Raw genomic sequence first — 17,733 nt, 5'->3', positions numbered from 1 at the left:
CTTCACCGTGCGGCCGGTGCGCTGGCGACCACCTTCACCAGGTCGCCTTCGCTGAGGAAGGCCCCGCCCGACACCACCACGCGGTCTTCCGGCTTGAGGCCACCGCGTACCTCGATGCGGTCGCCCACGCGGCGCCCCACGTCGATCTTCACCGCACGCAGCCGGTTGCCCGGGCCCACGGTGTAGACGAGGTGGAAGCCCTCACGCAGCAGCACGGCGCTTTGCGGCAGGGTCTGCGCAGGGGTTGCGCCCAGCTCGATGCGCCCCGTGGCAAACATCCCGGCCCGTGCGACGCCGCCCGCGGGCACGTCCACATAGACGAGGCCCAGGCGGTTGCCCGGGTTCAAGGTAGGGGCAACAGTGCGCACCTTGCCATTCAGCGTGGTGCCACCGGTCAGCGTCAGGTTCACGGGCTGCCCGGGTTGCACGCGTTCCAGATCGACCTGGGGCACTTCGCCGCGCCACTCCAGCCGGCCCTGTCGGATCAGGCGGAACAGTTCCTGGCCGGGCTGCACCACGCTGCCGACCGTGGCCGGGCGGGCCGAGATCACGCCGTCATCCGGTGCCAGCACGCGGGTCTGGCTCAGCCGCAGGTCGTCGACCGCCAGGCGGGCCTTCTGGGCCTCGACCCGGGCGCGGGCGGTCTGCTCGACGGTGAGCGCCTGTTGCACCTGCTGCGCGCTCATGAAGCCCTGCGGCTGCAACTGGCGGGCGCGTTCGGCATTGGCCTGGGCCTCGGCCAGGGCCGCTTGCGCTTCGGCGACAGCGGCCCGCGTGGCCGCGGCCTCGGCGCGCACGGTGTCCTGGCGGAACTCGGCCAGCACCTGCCCACGGCGCACCGTGTCGCCCACATTGACCAGCACCTGCTGCAGACGCAGCCCGCTGGTCTCGGCGCCGATGATGGCCTCCTGCCAGGCGGCAATGCTGCCGTCGGCACTGATCGTGCGCGGCCACGAAGCCGCCTCCAGCGACGTGACGTTGACGCTGAGCGCCGCACGGGCGGCCGCGGCGCCGGGGCTGGAGTCCGAGTCCGCGGCAGCGGCGCCTTCAGCAGGCTTGGCGGATTCATCGCGCCCGCAGGCCCCCAGCAGGGTGAGGGTCAGCAGGGTGGCGGTCAGGGTCAGGCTGCGGAGTCGGTTCATGGCTTCCCTTGGCATGGTGACGGGCCCTCGACGTGGCCCTTGCCGGCATGTCGCCAGCGAGTGTACGCGGGCGGTCCGAAAGGCCTCGGACGCCGTGTCGTACCCGCCCTGGGCCTCCGGTTTCGCCGCCGCGGGTGAACGCGTGGTAAGCCTCTTGCTTGCTTCGTCGACAATGCACGGGCCGGTTTTCCAGACCGGTTGCCGAGCCCCTGCCTGCCCATGTCCTCCTCAGTGCCCCTTTTTGACGAAGTCGACCCCGCCCCTGCCGTGACGGAGGACCTGTTGCGCCGGGCCGCCGCTGTGGAAAGCGGGCACCACGACGAACTGCGCGGGCCGGAGGGCGTGCTTCGGCCCGCCTGGCAGGTCTTTGCAGACCAGCTGGGCGCGCCGCTGGACGACCTGACCCGCCGCCAGGCCCTGCTTGCCCGGCAGATCAACGAGGACGGGATCACCTACAACGTCTACAACGCCCAGGGCGAACCCAGCCGCCCCTGGTCGCTCGAGACGCTGCCGCTGCTGATCGACGCCGACGAATGGCGCAGCCTAGAGCGCGGCATTGCGCAGCGCGCCAGCCTGCTGGACCACATCCTGCGCGACGTCTATGGCCCGCAGTCTGCCTTGAAGGAGGGGCTGCTCCCCCCCGCGCTGGTGCTCGGTCATCCGGGCTACCTGCGGGGTCTGCAAGGCGTCTCGCCGGTCGGCGATGTGTACCTGCATGTGGTCGCCTTCGACCTGGTGCGGGGGCCCGATGGCGCCTGGTGGGTGGTGTCGCAGCGCACCCAGGCCCCGTCGGGCCTGGGCTATGTCATGCAGAACCGGCTGATCGTGTCGCGCCTGTTCCCCGAGGCCTACCGCGCACTGAATGTGCAGCATCTGGCCACGGGCTACCGCCGCCTGATCGACACCGTGACCGAACTGGCCAGCCGTTGCGCCGGGGGCGCCACACCGCGGCTGGCGCTGCTGACGCCCGGCCCCTACAACGAGACCTATTTCGAGCAGGCCTACCTGGCGCGTTACCTCGGCCTGCCGCTGGTCGAGGGCGGTGACCTGGTCGTGCGCGACGACACCGTCTACCTGAAGACGGTGCAGGGCCTCGAGCCCATCCACGGCCTGCTGCGGCGGCTGGACGACGACTTCTGCGACCCCCTGGAGCTGCGGTCCGAGTCGACCCTCGGCGTGCCGGGGCTGCTTCAGGCCGTGCGCGCCGGCAAGGTGGTGCTGGCCAACGCCCTGGGCACCGGCTTTCTCGAGTCGCCGGCGGTGCACGGCTTCCTGCCCGCGCTGTCCGAGCGGCTGCTGGGCGAGCCGCTGGCCCTGCCGTCGCTGCACACCTGGTGGTGTGGCGAAGCCCCGGTGTGGCAGCGAGTCCGCGAGGAGCTCCAGGCCCACGTCATCCGTCCGAGCTTTCCGTATGCGGGCACACCGGGTTTCGGCTCGCCGCGCCTGCGCCAGAGCTTCGACGCCATCACCGGTCCCACGCTGACCCCCGCTGCCCTGCAGACCTGGCGCAGTCGCATCGACCACGACCCTGCGGCCTACACGCTGCAACGCTTTGTGCCTTACGCCCAGGCGCCGGTGTGGAGCGAAGGGCGCGTGGCGATGCGAGGCGCGTCCCTGCGCGTCTATGCGTTGTCGGACGGGCGCGGAGGCTGGCAGGTGCTGCCCGGTGGCATGACCCGCATTGCCACACGCGACGCCGGCCCCGTGTCCATGCAGCTCGGCGGATCGAGCCTGGACACCTGGGTGATGACGGATGGCCCGGTGGACACCTTCTCCATGCTGCCCGCCACCGTGAAGCTGGACGAGCTGGTGCAGCGCCAGCGCCCGGTGGCCAGCCGCACCGGCGAAAACCTGTTCTGGATGGGCCGCTACACCGAGCGCAGCGAGTTGCAGTTGCGCCTGACGCAGGGGCTGCTGAACCTGCAGTCGGCCGACGACGAGCCCGAGAACGCCGTGCTCGAGGCGCTGTCGGCCCTGGCTCTGGCCAACGGCCTGGTGCCCCCGGGCACGCCCAGCCTGCGCCAGTCGCCGCGGGTGTTCGAACGCGCGGCGCTGGAGGCGCTGGTCGATGCCCAGGCTGCGCAGGGCGCCTACAGCCTGGCCTTCAACCTGGGCGCCCTGCAGCGCTGCGCTCAGGTGTTGCGCGAGCGCCTGTCATCCGACCATGGCCGCCTGCTGCGCAGCATGGGCAGCGACTTCCAGCGTCACCTCGAAGAGGCGCTGCGCCCGGGCAACCCGCTGGCCTTCTCGCTGGCCCAGCACGCGCTCGATCAGCTCGGCATGCACCTCTCCGCCGTGACCGGCGCGCAGACCGACCGCATGACCCGCGATCCGGGCTGGCGGCTGCTGACCGTCGGCCGCCTGATCGAGCGGCTCCAAGGCTACAGCGCCTTCCTCAAGGCCTTCTGGGAGACCGATGCGCTGCGCCATCCCCAGGGCTTCGACCAGATCCTGACGCTGTTCGACAGCATCATCACCTTCCGGGCTCGCTACCAGCGCCGGCTCGAGCGCCCGGCGCTGCTGGCCTTGCTGGTGCTCGACGAGACCAACCCGCGGGCGCTTGCCTGCGTATTGCGGCGCCTGCGCACCGAGCTCGGCAAGCTGCCCGCGCGGCCCGACCGGGGCGGCGACCTGCTGGCCCTGCTGCCGCACGAAGGCGTGGGTGTCACGCTGGCCGAACTGTGCGATCCCGAGCAAGGCCATGCCCGTGTGCTGGCCCTGCTCGATCGCCTGATCGATGCCAGCTGGCGCCTGTCAGACGAGGTCGGCCTGCGCTATTTCGCGCACGCCGAGCCCACCGACTCGATGGTGAGCGCATGACGGTGGCCCGCCTGTCCGTCGAGCACGAGACGCTGTACACCTACGCCAGCCCGGTGGAGCAGGCACAGCATATCGCCTGCCTGCGGCCGCTGTCGGATGCCGGCCAGACGCTCGAGGCGTTCGACATGACCGTGTCGCCATCGCCCTCGCAGCACAGCGTGCACCGCGACAGCCACGACAACAGCCGCGCCTGTTTCGCGCTGCATGCCCCGCACAGCGAACTGCGCGTGGTGGCCCGCAGCACGGTGCAGGTGCGCGACCGCTACCCGGGCCTCGATGCGGCCGACGCCCCCGACTGCGAAGACGTGCGCGGGCGCCTGGCCTACCGGGCGCACAGGCCTTTCGAGCCAGCGTGCGAGTATGTCTACGCCTCGCCCTACGTGCCGCTGCATGCCGAGCTGCGCGAGTACGCCAGCCTGTCGCTGAAGCCCGGCCGTCCGTTGGCCGAGGCCGCGATCGAGCTGATGCACCGCATCCACACCGAGTTCACGTACGCGCCCGCGTCCACCGACATCTCCACGCCCATCCTCGACGTCTTCGATCGCCGCCAGGGCGTCTGCCAGGACTTCGCCCACCTGATGATCGGTTGCCTGCGCGCCTGGGGTGTGGCCGCACGCTACGTCAGCGGTTACCTGCTGACGCGACCGCCGCCGGGGCAGGCGCCCCTTGTTGGTGCAGATGCGTCCCATGCGTGGCTGAGCGTCTGGGTGCCGGGCCTGGGCCTCGAGCGCGCGGGCGACTGGCTCGACCTCGACCCCACCAACGATTGCATCCCCGCGCTGCACCACGTCCGTGTCGCGCATGGCCGTGATTTCGGCGACGTGACGCCCCTGCGCGGCGTGATCCGCGGTGGGGGGCGGCACACCTTGTTGGTGCGCGTCACCACCCGCCTGCTGGATGAAGACGCGGACGTCGACACGCCCCGCACCGCCTCGGTACGTTGAGGCACCTCGCTGTGGCGCGCGGCGAACGCCACGCCCGAAAGCTGTGCCTGCTCAAGCTGCGCTGGATGACGGCTGGCACACTCCATGCAAAGGGTTACGAAAACGCGGTTTTCAGCCCCCGCAACGGGATTCAACGATGCGATTCTTCGACGAGATGCACGCGAGCCGCGCCGATGTGCGCGACCATTACAAGGTCTACGACCGCTGGCTCGGCCGGCAGCCTCAGGACCTGATGAACTCCCGGCGTGCCGAAGCGGAAATGATCTTCCGCCGGGTGGGCATCACGTTCGCGGTGTATGGCGACAAGGACGAAACGGGCGACGGCACCGAGCGCCTCATACCTTTCGATCTGATCCCGCGCATCATTCCTGCCCACGAATGGCGCGAGATGGAGAAGGGCCTGAGGCAGCGCGTCACCGCTCTCAACCGTTTCCTTGAAGACATCTACCATGACCAGGCCATTCTCAAGGCCGGCGTCATCCCTGCCGAACCCGTGCTCAACAACGCCCAGTGCCGCAAGGAGATGATGGGCCTGAACGTGCCCGGCGGCATCTACTCCATCATCGCCGGCATCGACATCGTGCGGGCCTGCAACCCCGATGGGAGCGGCACGTATTACGTGCTGGAAGACAACCTGCGTGTGCCCTCCGGCGTGAGCTACATGCTCGAGAACCGCAAGATGTCGATGCGGCTCTTTCCCGAACTGTTTGCCGAGCACCGCGTGGCCCCGGTGGCGCACTACCCCGACCTGCTGCTCGACACGCTGCGCACCATGGCGCCGGCCGGTGTCAACGAGCCCACGGCCGTGGTGCTCACGCCCGGCATGTACAACTCGGCCTACTTCGAACACGCCTTCCTCGCACAGCAGATGGGCATCGAGCTGGTCGAGGGGCAGGACCTGTTCGTCAAGGACGACTTCGTCTACATGCGCACCACGCGCGGCCCTCAGCGGGTGGACGTGATCTACCGGCGCGTGGACGACGACTTCATGGACCCCGAGGTCTTCCGCAAGGATTCGACCCTGGGCGTGGCCGGGCTGCTGCGCGCCTACCGCGCCGGCAACGTGACGCTGGCCAACGCCTTCGGCACCGGGATCGCCGACGACAAGTCGATCTACCCCTACGTGCCCAGGATGATCGAGTTCTACCTGGGCGAGAAGCCGATCCTGCAGAACGTGCCCACCTATGTCTGCCGCGAAAAGGATGACCTGCAGTACACGCTGGATCACCTGGATGAGCTGGTGGTGAAGGAAGTGCACGGCGCAGGCGGCTACGGCATGCTGGTCGGCCCGGCGGCCACCCAGGCCGAGGTGGAAACCTTCCGCCAGGTGCTGCTCGCCAATCCGGGCAACTACATCGCGCAGCCCACGCTGTCGCTGTCGACCTGTCCGACCTTCGTCGAAAGCGGCATCGCGCCGCGCCACATCGACCTGCGGCCCTTTGTCCTGTCGGGCAAGGAGGTGCGCATGGTGCCGGGCGGCCTGACCCGCGTGGCGCTCAAGGAAGGCTCCCTGGTCGTCAACAGCTCGCAGGGCGGCGGCACCAAGGACACCTGGGTGCTGGAAAGCTGACACACGGAAACGGAGGACACCCATGCTGAACGAACGCATCGAACGCCATCTGCCCTCCCACCTGACCGAGACTGAATCCGGGGCCCGGCGCACGGCAGCCCCGCACACGGAGACCAAGCCCATGCTGTCGCGCACCGCCGATCACCTTTTCTGGATGGCCCGCTACATGGAGCGCGCCGAGAACACCGCGCGCCTGCTGGACGTGAACTACCAGACGGCGCTGCTGCCGCAGTCGCAGGAGGCCGCGCAGAACGGCTGGAAGGGCCTGCTGAGCATCAGCGAGCTCACCAGCGATTACCTCAAGAAGCACGGCGAGATCACGGCGCGCGACATCATGACCTTCATGGTGAGCGACCCCAACAACCCGTCGAGCATCCTCAACTGCCTGCGCGCCGCCCGCGAGAACGCGCGCGCCGTGCGCGGTGCGCTGACCACCGAGGTGTGGGAAACCGCCAACCAGACCTGGCTGGAGTTCAACCGCGTGCTCAAGGACGGCATGCTCGAGCGCGATCCCGGTGAGGTGTTCGAGTGGGTGAAGTTCCGCTCGCACCTCTCGCGCGGGGTCACCGTGGGCACCATGCTGCAGGACGAGGCCCTGCACTTCCAGCGCATCGGCACCTTTCTGGAGCGCGCCGACAACACAGCACGCCTGTTGGACGTGAAGTTCCATGCCCGCAACACCGAGTTCTTCGGCTCGGGGGCCGGCAACGAAGGCAAGGAAGTCGACTTCTATCACTGGTCGGCGGTGCTGCGGTCGGTCTCGGCCTTCGAGGTGTACCGCAAGGTCTACCGCAACGTGATCCGGCCGGAGAAGGTGGCCGAGCTGCTCATCCTGCGCGCCGAAATGCCCCGTTCGCTGCTGCACTGCATGAACGAAGTGGTCGGCAACCTGCGCGCGGTGGCCAACGACCAGAGCCACGAGACCCTGCGCCGGGCGGGCCGTCTGCGTGCCGACCTGCAATATGGCCACATCGACGAGATCCTCGCCACGGGCCTGCATGCCTACCTGACGCAGTTCCTCGACCGCGTCAGCGACCTGGGCTACGGCATCAGCCGCGATTTCCTGATGCCCGCCTGAAGCGGTCAAGCCCGGGCCATCCGGCTCAGGGCTTGACACAAAAGCGTCACAGACCAATCATCCGGGGCTGTTTGCCGTCGGGATCTGTCTGTGTTGTTGCGTGTCGCGTTGATGACCTTGTTCGGGGTGGCGGTCGTGCTGGCTGCCTTGCCATTCTCTGTCGATGCCGTGACCGTGACGGCCTGGGTGGCAGAAGACGGCGTGATCGAACAGACGTCGGTGGCGGTGTGGCTGTGCGCCGCGCTGTACCTGCTGTGGCGCAGCCGGTCGCCCCGCGGCGCGGCGGTCGCCTTCGCGGTGGTGTTCCTGACGCTGGCCGTGCGCGAGGCCGGCCTGCCGCCCGAACTGGTGCCCAGCGGCAAGCAGCTGCTGTCATGGCGGTACTACCTCAACGGCGACATCGACCTGCTGCGCCGCCTGATCACGGGCGGGCTGATGCTGGCGGTGCTGGTGTCGTTCGGGGCGTGCACCCGGGCCGGCTGGCGCTACCTGCTGCGTGAGCAAGGGTGGCGCCATGCTGACGGACAGCTGCTGGTGATGTCGGCTGCCACGCTGGTGCTGGCTCAGGGTGGCGAAGCGGTGGTGGAGCGCCTGCTGCACGCCGCAGCGGCGGGAGAGGCGTCACCCCGCGGGCTGCTGGTGGCCCTGAGCCTGGAAGAAGGCCTGGAGTGTCTGGGCAGCGTGTATGCGCTGGCGGCCATCAAGGCCGCCTCCAGCTGGATGGGGGTCGACCACCCCACACGGGTCTTTCCCGTGCGGATCAGCCGCCCCGCCGTCGCTCACTGAGCAGGCGGCACGTAGCCCTGCACCTGCTCGGCGCCGGCACCAAAGAAGAACTGTTCCATCTGGCGGGCCAGGTACTGGCGTGCGCGCGTGTCGGCCAGGTTCAGGCGGTTTTCATTCACCAGCATGGTCTGGTGCTTGAGCCACATCTGCCAGGCTTCCTTCGAGATCTCGTTGTAGATGCGCTTGCCCAGCTCACCCGGGTAGGGCGCGAAGTCCAGGCCTTCGGCTTCCTTGTTGAGGTGCTTGCATTGGATGGTGCGTGCCATGGTGTCGGTCCAGGGAAAGGTGTGAGGGTTATTTGAGGTTCTTGACGAGGACCTGCGAGCGCCGGTCCCACTTGTAGCTGCGCTTGCGCGCCTCGGGCAGCCAGTCGGGGTCGACCGGCGCAAAGCCGCGCTTGATGAACCAGTGCATGGTTCGGGTCGTCAGCACGAACAGCGTCGACAGGCCCATGGCCCGCGCGCGCTGCTCGATCCGCTTGAGGATACGTTCGCCGTCACCCTGGCCCTGCACGTTGGGCGAGATGGTCAGGGCGGCCATTTCGGCGGTGCTGGCCTCGGGGAAGGGGTAGAGCGCCGCACAGCCGAAAATCACGCCGTCGTGCTCGATCACGGTGTACTGGTGGATGTCGCGTTCGATCTCGGTGCGGCTGCGCTTGACCAGCGTGCCGTCCTGCTCGAACGGCTCGATCAGCTGCAGGATGCCGCCCACGTCGTCCGGTGCGGCCTCGCGCAGGCTTTCCAGCTTCTCGTCGACGATCATGGTGCCCACGCCGTCGTGGGTGAACACCTCCATCAGCAGGGCGCCGTCGACCTTGTACGGAATGATGTGCACGCGCTCGACGCCGCCCTCGCTGGCCTTCACCGCATGTTGCAGGTAGTAGGCCGTGTCGGTGGGCTGCAAGGGATTGGGCAGGGCCGCCAGCAGGCGCCGGGCGTCGGCGAGGGCCAGTTCCTGGTCGATCTCGACGTCCGGGTCATGCTGCCGGGCCTCCAGCTCGGCTGCGCGCGCCGGGTCCTGCACGATGCTTTGCAGGATGCCGCGCACCTCGGTCACGAAGATGAGCTTGTCGGCTTTCAGCGCGATGGCGGCACTGGTGGCCACGTCTTCCATGCTCAGGTTGAAGGCCTCGCCGGTGTGCGAGAAGCCGAATGGCGAGAGCATGACGAGCGCGCCGGTGTCGATGGCGCGGCGCACGGCCATCGCATCGATCTTGCGCACCAGGCCGGTGTGAATGAAGTCGACGCCGTCGACGATGCCCACCGGGCGGGCGGTCACGAAGTTGCCGGAAATCACGCTCACCGAGGCCCCGGCCATCGGCGTGTTGGGCAGCCCCAGCGAAAAGGCCGCCTCGATTTCGTAGCGCAGCTGGCCCGCGGCTTCCTGGGCGCAGTCGAGCGCCACCGCGTCGGTGATGCGCATGCCGTGGCTGAACTTCGACTCCTGGCCCTTCAGTCGCAGCTGTTCCTCCAGCTGCGGACGAAAGCCGTGCGCCAGCACGATGCGGATGCCCATGGCCTGCATCAGCGCCAGGTCCTGCACGAAGCTTTCCAGCTTGCCGGCGGCGATCAGTTCGCCCGACAGCCCCACGACAAACGTCTTGCCACGGTGCGCGTGGATGTGGGGCGCCACGGAACGGAACCAGGGCACGAAGGTGTGGGGGAAGACCAGATCCATGGCGAGGGCGCAAGGGGGCGAAAAAGGGCCGGTCAGGGCAGACGGTGCGAGGGCTCCATGTTACGGGGTTTGCACCCACCGGTTGCGCCCGGCGTCTTTTGCCTGGTAGAGCGCGCGGTCCGCCCGTTCGATGCTGGCCTCGATGCGCTCGTCCAGCTGGTGCTCCGTCAGGCCTGCGGAGAAGGTCACCCGCAGGGTGGGGTGCTCGGCCAGCAGGGGCTGGGCGGCCAGGCCGGCTTGCAGCCGCGACAGGCCCACCGCCGCCTGCTCTGCATGGCTGCCGGGGCACAGCAGCAGAAACTCTTCGCCGCCCCAGCGGGCCAGCACGTCGATCTCGCGCAGGGCGGCGCGCGCACGCTCGGCAAAGCGGCGCAACACCTCGTCGCCCACGTGGTGGCCCAGCGTGTCGTTGATCCGCTTGAAGTGATCCAGATCGATCAGCGCCACGCTGAATGGCGTGCCCTGGCGTGCGTGGCGCCGGGTTTCTTCCAGCAGGATCTCGTCCATGCGACGCCGGTTGGGCAGGCCGGTGAGGTCATCGCGTGTGGCCAGCAGTTGCACGCGAGCCAGGGCATCGCCGAGTTCGGTCTGGCTGCGCACCAGATCGTGCCGCAGCCGGCTCACGAGTTGTGCGACCTTCGAGCTCACCAGCAGCACCCCGCCGATGTAGACCATCTGCACCACGTCGCGCGCAAACTCGTGTTCGACCGGGGTGGTGCTCAGCCAGCGGCCCAGCGTCACCAGGCCGATGCCCAGCACGGACAGCAGCCCCAGGGCCCGGATCTGCGATGGCGGGAGGTTGAACTGGCCGAGCATGAGCACCAGCGGCAGGATGGCCAGCACCAGTCCGCGCAGCTGCACCACCATGCCTCCGAAGGCCAGGATGATGCTGCCGATGCAGAACAGGCACATCGGGAACACCATCATCGGATCGCGGAAACGGCGGCTCCAGCCCGAGCGGATCGCGGCATAAGCCAGCATCGGCCCGACCAGGATGTAGGCAATCAGCACGGCGCCGAAGCGCGCGTCCATGTGGCCGGCCCGGATTGCCCACCACGCCAGCACCGCGTTCACCGGGTAGAGGCTGTTGGCGATCAGCATCAGGCGCAGCGACCGACGCATGCGTCCGTCTGAGCCCAGGACCAGATCGGCCAGGGGAGGGCGGGGAGCAAAGGGCACGGGGGTGGTGTCACCAGGACGATTCACGACCACAGGGTAATCGACAGCCCGCAGCGGATTTCAATGGGTGAACTGGGCCGGCGTGCCTCAATTCACGAAAACGCCTTGCTGTGGCACGGTCTGGCCGGCTTGGGATAATGCGCGTTTTGCCGCCCGCCTTGCTTCGTGTCCACCCTGCCGCCCATCACCTTCCCCGAATCGCTGCCCGTCAGCGGCAAACGTGCCGAGATCGAGGCCGCCCTGCGCGACCACCAGGTCATCATCGTCTGCGGCGAAACCGGTTCGGGCAAGACGACGCAGCTGCCCAAGATCGCGCTGGCCATGGGGCGGGGCGGCTGGGGACAGGTGCGCGATCCGAATGCCCGGCGGCATGAACGCCCGAAGCTGATCGGCCACACCCAGCCGCGGCGGATTGCGGCCTCCAGCGTGGCCAAGCGCATCGCCGAAGAGCTCAACACGCCGCTGGGCGAGGTGGTGGGCTACAAGGTGCGCTTCCAGGACCGGCTGCAGCCCGGTTCGTCCGTCAAGCTGATGACCGACGGCATCCTGCTGGCCGAGACCCAGGGTGATCCGGACCTGCGCGCCTACGACACGCTCATCATCGACGAGGCCCACGAGCGCAGCCTCAACATCGACTTCCTGCTGGGTTACCTGCGCCAGTTGTTGCCGCGCCGGCCGGATCTCAAGGTCATCGTCACCTCGGCCACCATCGATGCCGAGCGCTTCGCGAAGCACTTCGAATCGGCCAAAGGGCCCGCGCCCGTCATCATGGTGTCGGGTCGGCTGTTCCCGGTCGAGCAGCGCTACCGGCCGTTTGAAGAAAGCCGCGAGTACGGTCTGAACGAGGCCATTGCCGATGGCGTGGACGAACTCTGGCGAGAGGGCAGTGGCGACATCCTCGTCTTCCTGCCGGGCGAGCGCGAGATCCGCGAGGCCGCCGACCACCTGCGCAAGCACCTGGCCGAGCACCGCACGGTGGCCGAGGTGCTGCCGCTGTTCGCCCGCCTGAGCCAGCAGGAGCAGGACCGCGTCTTCCAGACCGGCAATGGCCGCCGCATCGTGCTGGCCACCAACGTGGCCGAGACCTCGCTGACGGTGCCCGGCATCCGCTACGTGATCGACAGCGGGCAGGCGCGGGTCAAACGCTACTCTTTCCGCAACAAAGTCGAGCAGCTGCAGATCGAGCCCATCAGCCAGGCCGCGGCCAACCAGCGGGCCGGGCGTTGCGGCCGGGTGGCCAACGGCATCTGCATCCGCCTGTACGACGAGAAGGACTTCACCGCGCGGCCGCGGTTCACCGATCCGGAAATCCTGCGCAGCTCATTGGCCGGCGTCATCCTGCGGATGAAGTCGCTGCACCTGGGCCATGTGGAGGACTTCCCCTTCATCGAGCCCCCGCTGCGCAAGGCCATTGCCGACGGCTATCAGTTGCTCAACGAGCTGGGTGCGGTCGACGACAACAACGACATCACGCCGCTGGGCCAGACGCTGGCAAAGCTGCCGCTCGACCCGCGCGTGGGCCGCATGATCCTCGAAGCCAAGGACCGCCAGGCGCTGGCCGAGGTGCTGGTGATCGCGGCGAGCGTGAGTGTGCAGGATGTGCGCGACCGGCCCATCGACCAGCAACAGCAGGCCGACCAGAAGCACAAGCAGTTCGACGACGAGAAGTCGGAGTTCATGGGCACGCTCAAGCTGTGGAAGTGGCTGGACGAAAGCCGCGGCGGGCACGGACATCACGCCCCGGGCGAGCCGGAAAGGCACAAGCTCAGCCACCGCAAGTACGAAGCCCTGCTGCGCGAGAACTTCATCAACCCCCGCCGCGTGCGCGAGTGGCGGGACGTGTACGCCCAGCTGCACACCGTGGTGGCCGAGCACAACTGGCGCCTCAATGGCACGCCCGCCACCTACGAGCAGGTGCACCTGTCACTGCTGTCCGGCCTGCTGGGCAACGTCGGCGTCAAGAGCGACGAGGATGAGTGGTACCTGGGTGCGCGCGGCATCAAGTTCTGGAAACACCCGGGCGCCAACCTGAGCAAGAAGCCGGGGCGCTGGATCCTGGCTGCCGAGCTGGTTGAAACCACCAGGCTGTATGGCCGTGGCATTGCCAACATCGACGCGCAGTGGCTGGTCTTCATGGGCCAGCACCTGCTCAAGAAGCAGTTGCTCGAGCCCCATTGGGAGAAGAAGGCCGCCGAGGTCGTCGCGCTGGAGCGCGCCACGCTGTATGGCCTGGTCGTCTACAACAACAAGCGCGTCAACTATGGCCTGGTCAACGCCCGCGAGGCGCGCGAGATCTTCATCCGCGAGGCCCTGGTCGGCCAGGAATGGGAGACCCGTCTGCCCTTCCTGGCGCACAACCGCAAGCTGATCGCGCAGGTCGAGCAGCTGGAGCACAAGTCCCGCCGCCAGGACGTGCTGGTGGACGATGAGCTGATCCACGCTTTCTACGACGCGCAGATCCCGCCCGACGTGATGAGCGGCCACAGCTTCGAGCGCTGGTACCGCCATGCGAGCCGCGAGAATGCCAAGCTGCTCTACCTGAGCCGCGAAGAGCTGATGCGCCATGAGGCGGCGGGCATCACGAGCGCGGCGTTCCCGAAGGTGATCCGGCTGGGCGGGGTCGACTGTGCTGCCACCTACCTGCACCAGCCTGGCGATGCGCGCGACGGCGTGACCGTGACCGTGCCCATCTTCGCGCTCAACCAGGTGGGCGACGAGCGCGGCGAATGGCTGGTGCCCGGCATGCTCAAGGACAAGGTGCTGGCGCTGGTCAAGAGCCTGCATCAGAAGCCGCGCGCGCGCCTGGTGCCGCTGCCGGATTACGCCGAATCGTTCGTGCAGGCTGCCGAGTTCGGGCAGGGCAGCCTGATGGAGCAGCTGCTCAAGGCCGTGCGCGACAAGACGCAGCTCGACATCAAGCGCGCCGACTTCAAGCTCGACATGCTGCCGCCCCACCTGTTCATGAACTACCGCGTGGTCGACGAGCATGGCCGCCAGCTGGGCATGGGCCGCAACCTGCCAGCGCTCAAGGCCGAACTCGGCTCGCTGGCGCGCGGGGCCTTCCAGGCCCTGGCCGCGCTGAAGGCGAAGGAGGTGGTGCAGGGGGGCGAGGCGGCAGCGGGATCGGCGGACGATTCGGTGGCGGCGGTCGGCGCCCGCAAGGCCGGCCAGGCCACCCGTGTGGCAGGGGGCGCGCCCGGCCACTCCGCGTCCGCGCCGGCACCTGCAGCGGCTTCGAAAGCCGGCAGCGCGGCGGGGCAGGGCAAGTCGCCCTCGGCCAGCACCCCGCTCACCGACTGGACCTTCGGCGAGCTGCCCGAGCTGATGGAGATCCAGCGTGGCGGCCACACGCTGGTCGGTTTCCCGGCCCTGATCGACAAGGTCAGCCACGTCGAGATCGACATCTTCGACGAGCCTGACGTCGCCGCCGCGAAGCACCGTGCGGGCCTGCGCCGGCTGGTGGCCCTGCAGATCCGCGAGCCGCTGAAGTATCTGGAAAGAAACATCCCGGACCTGCAGAAGATGGCGATGGCCTACATGAGCCTGGGCACGGCCGACGAGCTGCGCGACCAGATCATCGACGTGGCCCTGGACCGCGCCTACCTGGCCGAGCCGCTGCCCACCGATGCCGCCAGCTTCAAGGCGCGCGTGGAAGAAGGCCGCACCCGCCTGAACCTGATCGCCCAGGAAGTGGCCCGCCTGGCCGGCACCGTGCTGACCGAGTACGCCGCCGCCCTGCGCAAGCTGAAGGACGCCCGCCCGCCGAAGGACGTGGCCGACGACATCACGGCGCAGTTGCAACGCCTGATGCCCAAGCGCTTCGTGGCGCAGACGCCGTATGCGCAACTGCAGCATTTCCCGCGCTACCTGAAGGGGGTGGTGCTGCGCCTGGACAAGCTCAAGGGCGACGCGGCCCGCGACGCTCAGCGGCTGACCGAACTGCGGCCACTCGACCAGCGTTACACCCGTCGCCTGGCCGAGCTCAAGGGCACGCACGACGCGCGCCTGGACGAGTTCCGCTGGCTGCTGGAAGAACTGCGCATCAGCCTGTTTGCACAAGAGCTGCGCACGCCCCAGCCTGTCAGCGTCAAACGGCTCGAAAAGACCTGGGCGCAGCTCAGTGCCTGACGCCGATCCACCACGCGGCCGCCGGGGCGCCGCAATTGCCGACTACAATGGCGGCTCAGTCGGGGCGTAGCGCAGCCTGGTAGCGCATCTGCTTTGGGAGCAGAGGGTCGTGAGTTCGAATCCCACCGCCCCGACCACATCTCAGTGATTGAGCCGCAATGATTTTTAGTCGTTGCGGCTCTTTTCATTTCCGCCCTGGTTTTTCCAACAAGGTTCAACCGTCCTGGCGCGACGCCGTCCAGCCCACTTGTGTGCTGCGCGTGGCCTTCCAGGCAGCCAGAGGGGGGCGCCGCCAATGAACCGGGCTGCGCGGTGTGAGGGGCCAGGCCGCCAGCAGCACGCCGGGAAGCGCCACGGAAAGCGGCAGCCAGGTCCAGTCTCCGGCCTGGATCAGCAGGGCGTGCGCGGTGACATACAGCGCAGGCAGGATCGCCAGCAGCGCCCCAAACACCAGGGCCCAGTGCAGGGCATGGCGATGGGTGTCCGCGGTGTGGAATCGGTCTGCCAAGCCATTGCGGACGCAGGCCAGCACAGCCAGCCCCAGCACGAAGGGCGCATGCCCGATCACGTCGATCGGCCCGAACATCGGCATGGCCGCGACCATCAGGGCCAGCAGCAGCCCGCACGCCAGCCGCCCGGCGACCCCGCCAATCACGATGGCGGTCGCGGTGCAGAACTCGATCATGCCCGCGCCCTGCATGAAGAAGTCGGGCGTCAGTCCCATCAGCAGCGCACGGGCGTCTCCGCACAGCAGCGGAAAGGTCCACTGCGGGTACATCCACTTCTCGATGGCGCCCCATAGCAGGGACAGGCCCACCGTCAGCCGCAAGGCGGTCAGTGCACGGCGCTGGAGCGCGGCCGGGGCGTCGGCCAGCCACAGGCATGCCGCCACCCCGAGAAAGAGCGTGTAGTCGATCAGGTGAAAAGCGCCGTACTGCGCAATGGCCTGCCCGAACAGGGCCACCAGGCCCATGGCGGCCAGCCGCGGACGGCCCAGCAGGGCCATCGCGCCGGTTGCAACTTGCAGCACGGTCGTCCAGGGCGCGTCGGCGGTCAACTCGGGCGTGAGCAGCACCGGCTTGTCGACAAAGTACAGCGCGTTGGCCAGAAAGAAGAAGCCGGTGCCGATCCGGATGACGCGTAAGGCGGTCCTGTCGTTCACCACGCCGTGCAGCGCGCGCCCAGGTAGACCGGTCGTTCGGCGCCGCAGCCACGCCTCGGTGGCCGCCACCAGCATCATCGTCAACAGCGCACACGCCGCCAGGGCAATGAATCCGGACTGACCGATCACCGTCACGACCGGGCGGGGCGCGTCACGTACTTGCACATCGGCAAACCACTTGATGTGGGCGCTCGCCGGGCTGCACCCGATCAGCAGCAGGCTGGTCAGCCAACGCGTGCGGGCGGTGCCGGGCAGGGCGAGAAACGAACGAGCACGAGACATGGCGAGAGCTCCCGGAAACGAATCCGATCAAAGGACATCGGTTGCGGGCGTCGCCCCGCAGGCGGTGTCGATGGACCGGCAGTTCCAGGCGCCACAGACATGCGCCATGGTGCCGCTCGAGCAAGGCCGTGGATCGGCCAAACAGCAGCCGGGTGGCCGGTCAGATCGACGCGGCACCCGGCATTGCGCGGCGCTCCGTGACGGAGCGCACGCGCCAGTGCATCAGCGGTCCAGCTGCTTCTTCACTGTTTCCTTGGCATCGCCATAGGCCTTCTGGGTCTTGCCTTCGACCTGACGGGCCACGCCCTTGGCGTGCTGTTCATGGCTGCCGACGGCCTTGCCGACTTCGGCCTGTGCCTTGCCGGCGACGTCCTTGGCGGTGCCCTTGATCTGATCGCGGTTCATGGTGTTCTCCGTTGAAGTGGATCGTGTCCTGTCCCGGCAAGCGACATGCCCGGTACACGCCGCTCGGAGTGCACGGCGGGCGCGTCGCTTGCATACTGGGCTCTCACAACCCCCTTTAGGATCACCATGCCCTCTCGCCGCAAAGACGTCACCGCAGTCAGCCTCGCGACGCGCGGACACGAACTCGCCATCGCCGTGCCCCAGGTTATCGGGCATCGGGTGGTCCGCATGGCCCTCGCGGGGCCGGTCCTGTCCGCCCGCGACCACAAGGAGTTCAGCGGCATGGTCGCCGAAAAGCAGGTGGCTTTCATGCAGTCCTGGATGGCGATGTGGAGCCACGCGATGCAGGCGCAGCAGCGCCTTGCGCTCTCTCTGTGGCAGGCCTGCTGGCCTGTGCCCGGCGGCGCCCATCCCGGCCAGACGCTGCTCCAGGCGGGCGAGGCCTGGCACCGGGCCTCGCTGGGCGTGATCGACCAGGGCCTGGCCCCCGTGCACCGCAAGGCCACGGCCAACGCGCGTCGGCTGGCGCGGACGCGCCTTCGCTGACATTCACTCATCCG

At 68.3% G+C, this 17,733-nt stretch carries 13 protein-coding genes and 1 tRNA gene; 8 read left to right on the top strand and 6 right to left on the bottom strand.

Going from position 1 to position 17,733, the window contains the following annotated elements; translation table 11 throughout:
• Positions 1–2: 2 nt before the first annotated feature.
• The gene (locus tag DEH84_RS11830; RefSeq protein WP_109037033.1) at positions 3–1,142 is read right to left on the bottom strand and encodes an efflux RND transporter periplasmic adaptor subunit; all 1,140 of its coding nucleotides are present in this window, start codon (positions 1,140–1,142) and stop codon (positions 3–5) included.
• 219 nt (positions 1,143–1,361) lie between these two features.
• Here DEH84_RS11830 and DEH84_RS11825 point away from each other — a divergent pair, with 219 nt between their 5' ends.
• The 5 genes from DEH84_RS11825 (at position 1,362) to DEH84_RS11805 (ending at position 8,340) form a co-directional block, all read left to right on the top strand.
• Complete coding sequence (locus tag DEH84_RS11825) at positions 1,362–3,962, top strand: circularly permuted type 2 ATP-grasp protein (protein ID WP_109037032.1); 2,601 nt, start codon at positions 1,362–1,364, stop codon at positions 3,960–3,962.
• Positions 3,959–4,906: a transglutaminase family protein gene (locus DEH84_RS11820; protein WP_245932575.1), complete on the top strand. Its 948-nt coding sequence runs from the start codon at positions 3,959–3,961 to the stop codon at positions 4,904–4,906. The genes DEH84_RS11825 and DEH84_RS11820 overlap by 4 nt, the downstream gene beginning before the upstream one ends.
• A 136-nt stretch (positions 4,907–5,042) precedes the next feature.
• A complete protein-coding gene (locus tag DEH84_RS11815; RefSeq protein WP_109037031.1) occupies positions 5,043–6,476 on the top strand; it encodes a circularly permuted type 2 ATP-grasp protein in 1,434 nt (477 codons plus the stop codon).
• A 121-nt stretch (positions 6,477–6,597) separates the two neighbouring features.
• Positions 6,598–7,554 (top strand): alpha-E domain-containing protein, encoded by a 957-nt coding sequence (locus DEH84_RS11810; protein ID WP_109038359.1) that lies wholly within the window; start codon positions 6,598–6,600, stop codon positions 7,552–7,554.
• 90 nt (positions 7,555–7,644) lie between these two features.
• Positions 7,645–8,340 (top strand): hypothetical protein, encoded by a 696-nt coding sequence (locus DEH84_RS11805; RefSeq protein WP_159098944.1) that lies wholly within the window; start codon positions 7,645–7,647, stop codon positions 8,338–8,340.
• Here the strand turns inward: DEH84_RS11805 and DEH84_RS11800 are convergent.
• The 3 genes from DEH84_RS11800 to DEH84_RS11790 are packed head-to-tail and all read right to left on the bottom strand — an operon-like array spanning position 8,334 to position 11,196.
• A complete protein-coding gene (locus tag DEH84_RS11800) occupies positions 8,334–8,606 on the bottom strand; it encodes an oxidative damage protection protein (RefSeq protein WP_109037029.1) in 273 nt (90 codons plus the stop codon). The genes DEH84_RS11805 and DEH84_RS11800 overlap by 7 nt on opposite strands.
• Before the next feature lie 28 nt (positions 8,607–8,634).
• Positions 8,635–10,017, bottom strand: coding sequence for an amino-acid N-acetyltransferase (argA, locus tag DEH84_RS11795; protein ID WP_109037028.1), 1,383 nt, complete (start codon positions 10,015–10,017; stop codon positions 8,635–8,637).
• A gap of 60 nt (positions 10,018–10,077) precedes the next feature.
• A complete protein-coding gene (locus tag DEH84_RS11790; RefSeq protein ID WP_159098943.1) occupies positions 10,078–11,196 on the bottom strand; it encodes a GGDEF domain-containing protein in 1,119 nt (372 codons plus the stop codon).
• Positions 11,197–11,361: 165 nt separating this feature from the next.
• On the opposite strand from DEH84_RS11790, the gene hrpA reads away from it, so the two are divergent.
• Together hrpA and DEH84_RS11780 are read left to right on the top strand one after the other, a co-directional pair.
• Complete coding sequence (hrpA, locus tag DEH84_RS11785) at positions 11,362–15,324, top strand: ATP-dependent RNA helicase HrpA (RefSeq protein ID WP_109037026.1); 3,963 nt, start codon at positions 11,362–11,364, stop codon at positions 15,322–15,324.
• Positions 15,325–15,384: 60 nt separating this feature from the next.
• Positions 15,385–15,461, top strand: a tRNA-Pro gene (locus DEH84_RS11780).
• 77 nt (positions 15,462–15,538) lie between these two features.
• Here the strand turns inward: DEH84_RS11780 and DEH84_RS11775 are convergent.
• The gene (locus tag DEH84_RS11775) at positions 15,539–16,768 is read right to left on the bottom strand and encodes a hypothetical protein (protein ID WP_109037025.1); all 1,230 of its coding nucleotides are present in this window, start codon (positions 16,766–16,768) and stop codon (positions 15,539–15,541) included.
• Positions 16,769–16,990: 222 nt separating this feature from the next.
• On the bottom strand, positions 16,991–17,173 hold the full coding sequence (locus tag DEH84_RS11770) for a CsbD family protein (RefSeq protein WP_109037024.1): 183 nt from the start codon (positions 17,171–17,173) through the stop codon (positions 16,991–16,993).
• Positions 17,174–17,299: 126 nt separating this feature from the next.
• Between DEH84_RS11770 and DEH84_RS11765 the strand changes: the two genes are divergently transcribed.
• Entirely contained in the window at positions 17,300–17,719 is a 420-nt protein-coding gene (locus DEH84_RS11765) for a polyhydroxyalkanoate granule-associated phasin (protein WP_109037023.1), read from the top strand.
• Positions 17,720–17,733 lie beyond the last annotated feature (14 nt).

Source organism: Aquabacterium olei (assembly GCF_003100395.1).
Taxonomy (GTDB): Bacteria; Pseudomonadota; Gammaproteobacteria; order Burkholderiales; family Burkholderiaceae_C; genus Aquabacterium; species Aquabacterium olei.
Note: the sequence above shows the minus strand (reverse complement) of the source record. Positions and strands in the feature narration are given on the sequence as shown.

Coding starts and splice junctions, on each gene's coding strand:
- DEH84_RS11765 (WP_109037023.1), top strand. CDS start 17,300: ATGCCCTCTCGCCGCAAAGACGTCACCGCAGTCAGCCTCGCGACGCGC.
- DEH84_RS11820 (WP_245932575.1), top strand. CDS start 3,959: ATGACGGTGGCCCGCCTGTCCGTCGAGCACGAGACGCTGTACACCTAC.
- argA (WP_109037028.1), bottom strand. CDS start 10,017: ATGGATCTGGTCTTCCCCCACACCTTCGTGCCCTGGTTCCGTTCCGTG.
- DEH84_RS11770 (WP_109037024.1), bottom strand. CDS start 17,173: ATGAACCGCGATCAGATCAAGGGCACCGCCAAGGACGTCGCCGGCAAG.
- DEH84_RS11775 (WP_109037025.1), bottom strand. CDS start 16,768: ATGTCTCGTGCTCGTTCGTTTCTCGCCCTGCCCGGCACCGCCCGCACG.
- DEH84_RS11800 (WP_109037029.1), bottom strand. CDS start 8,606: ATGGCACGCACCATCCAATGCAAGCACCTCAACAAGGAAGCCGAAGGC.
- DEH84_RS11830 (WP_109037033.1), bottom strand. CDS start 1,142: ATGAACCGACTCCGCAGCCTGACCCTGACCGCCACCCTGCTGACCCTC.
- DEH84_RS11810 (WP_109038359.1), top strand. CDS start 6,598: ATGCTGTCGCGCACCGCCGATCACCTTTTCTGGATGGCCCGCTACATG.
- DEH84_RS11815 (WP_109037031.1), top strand. CDS start 5,043: ATGCGATTCTTCGACGAGATGCACGCGAGCCGCGCCGATGTGCGCGAC.
- DEH84_RS11825 (WP_109037032.1), top strand. CDS start 1,362: ATGTCCTCCTCAGTGCCCCTTTTTGACGAAGTCGACCCCGCCCCTGCC.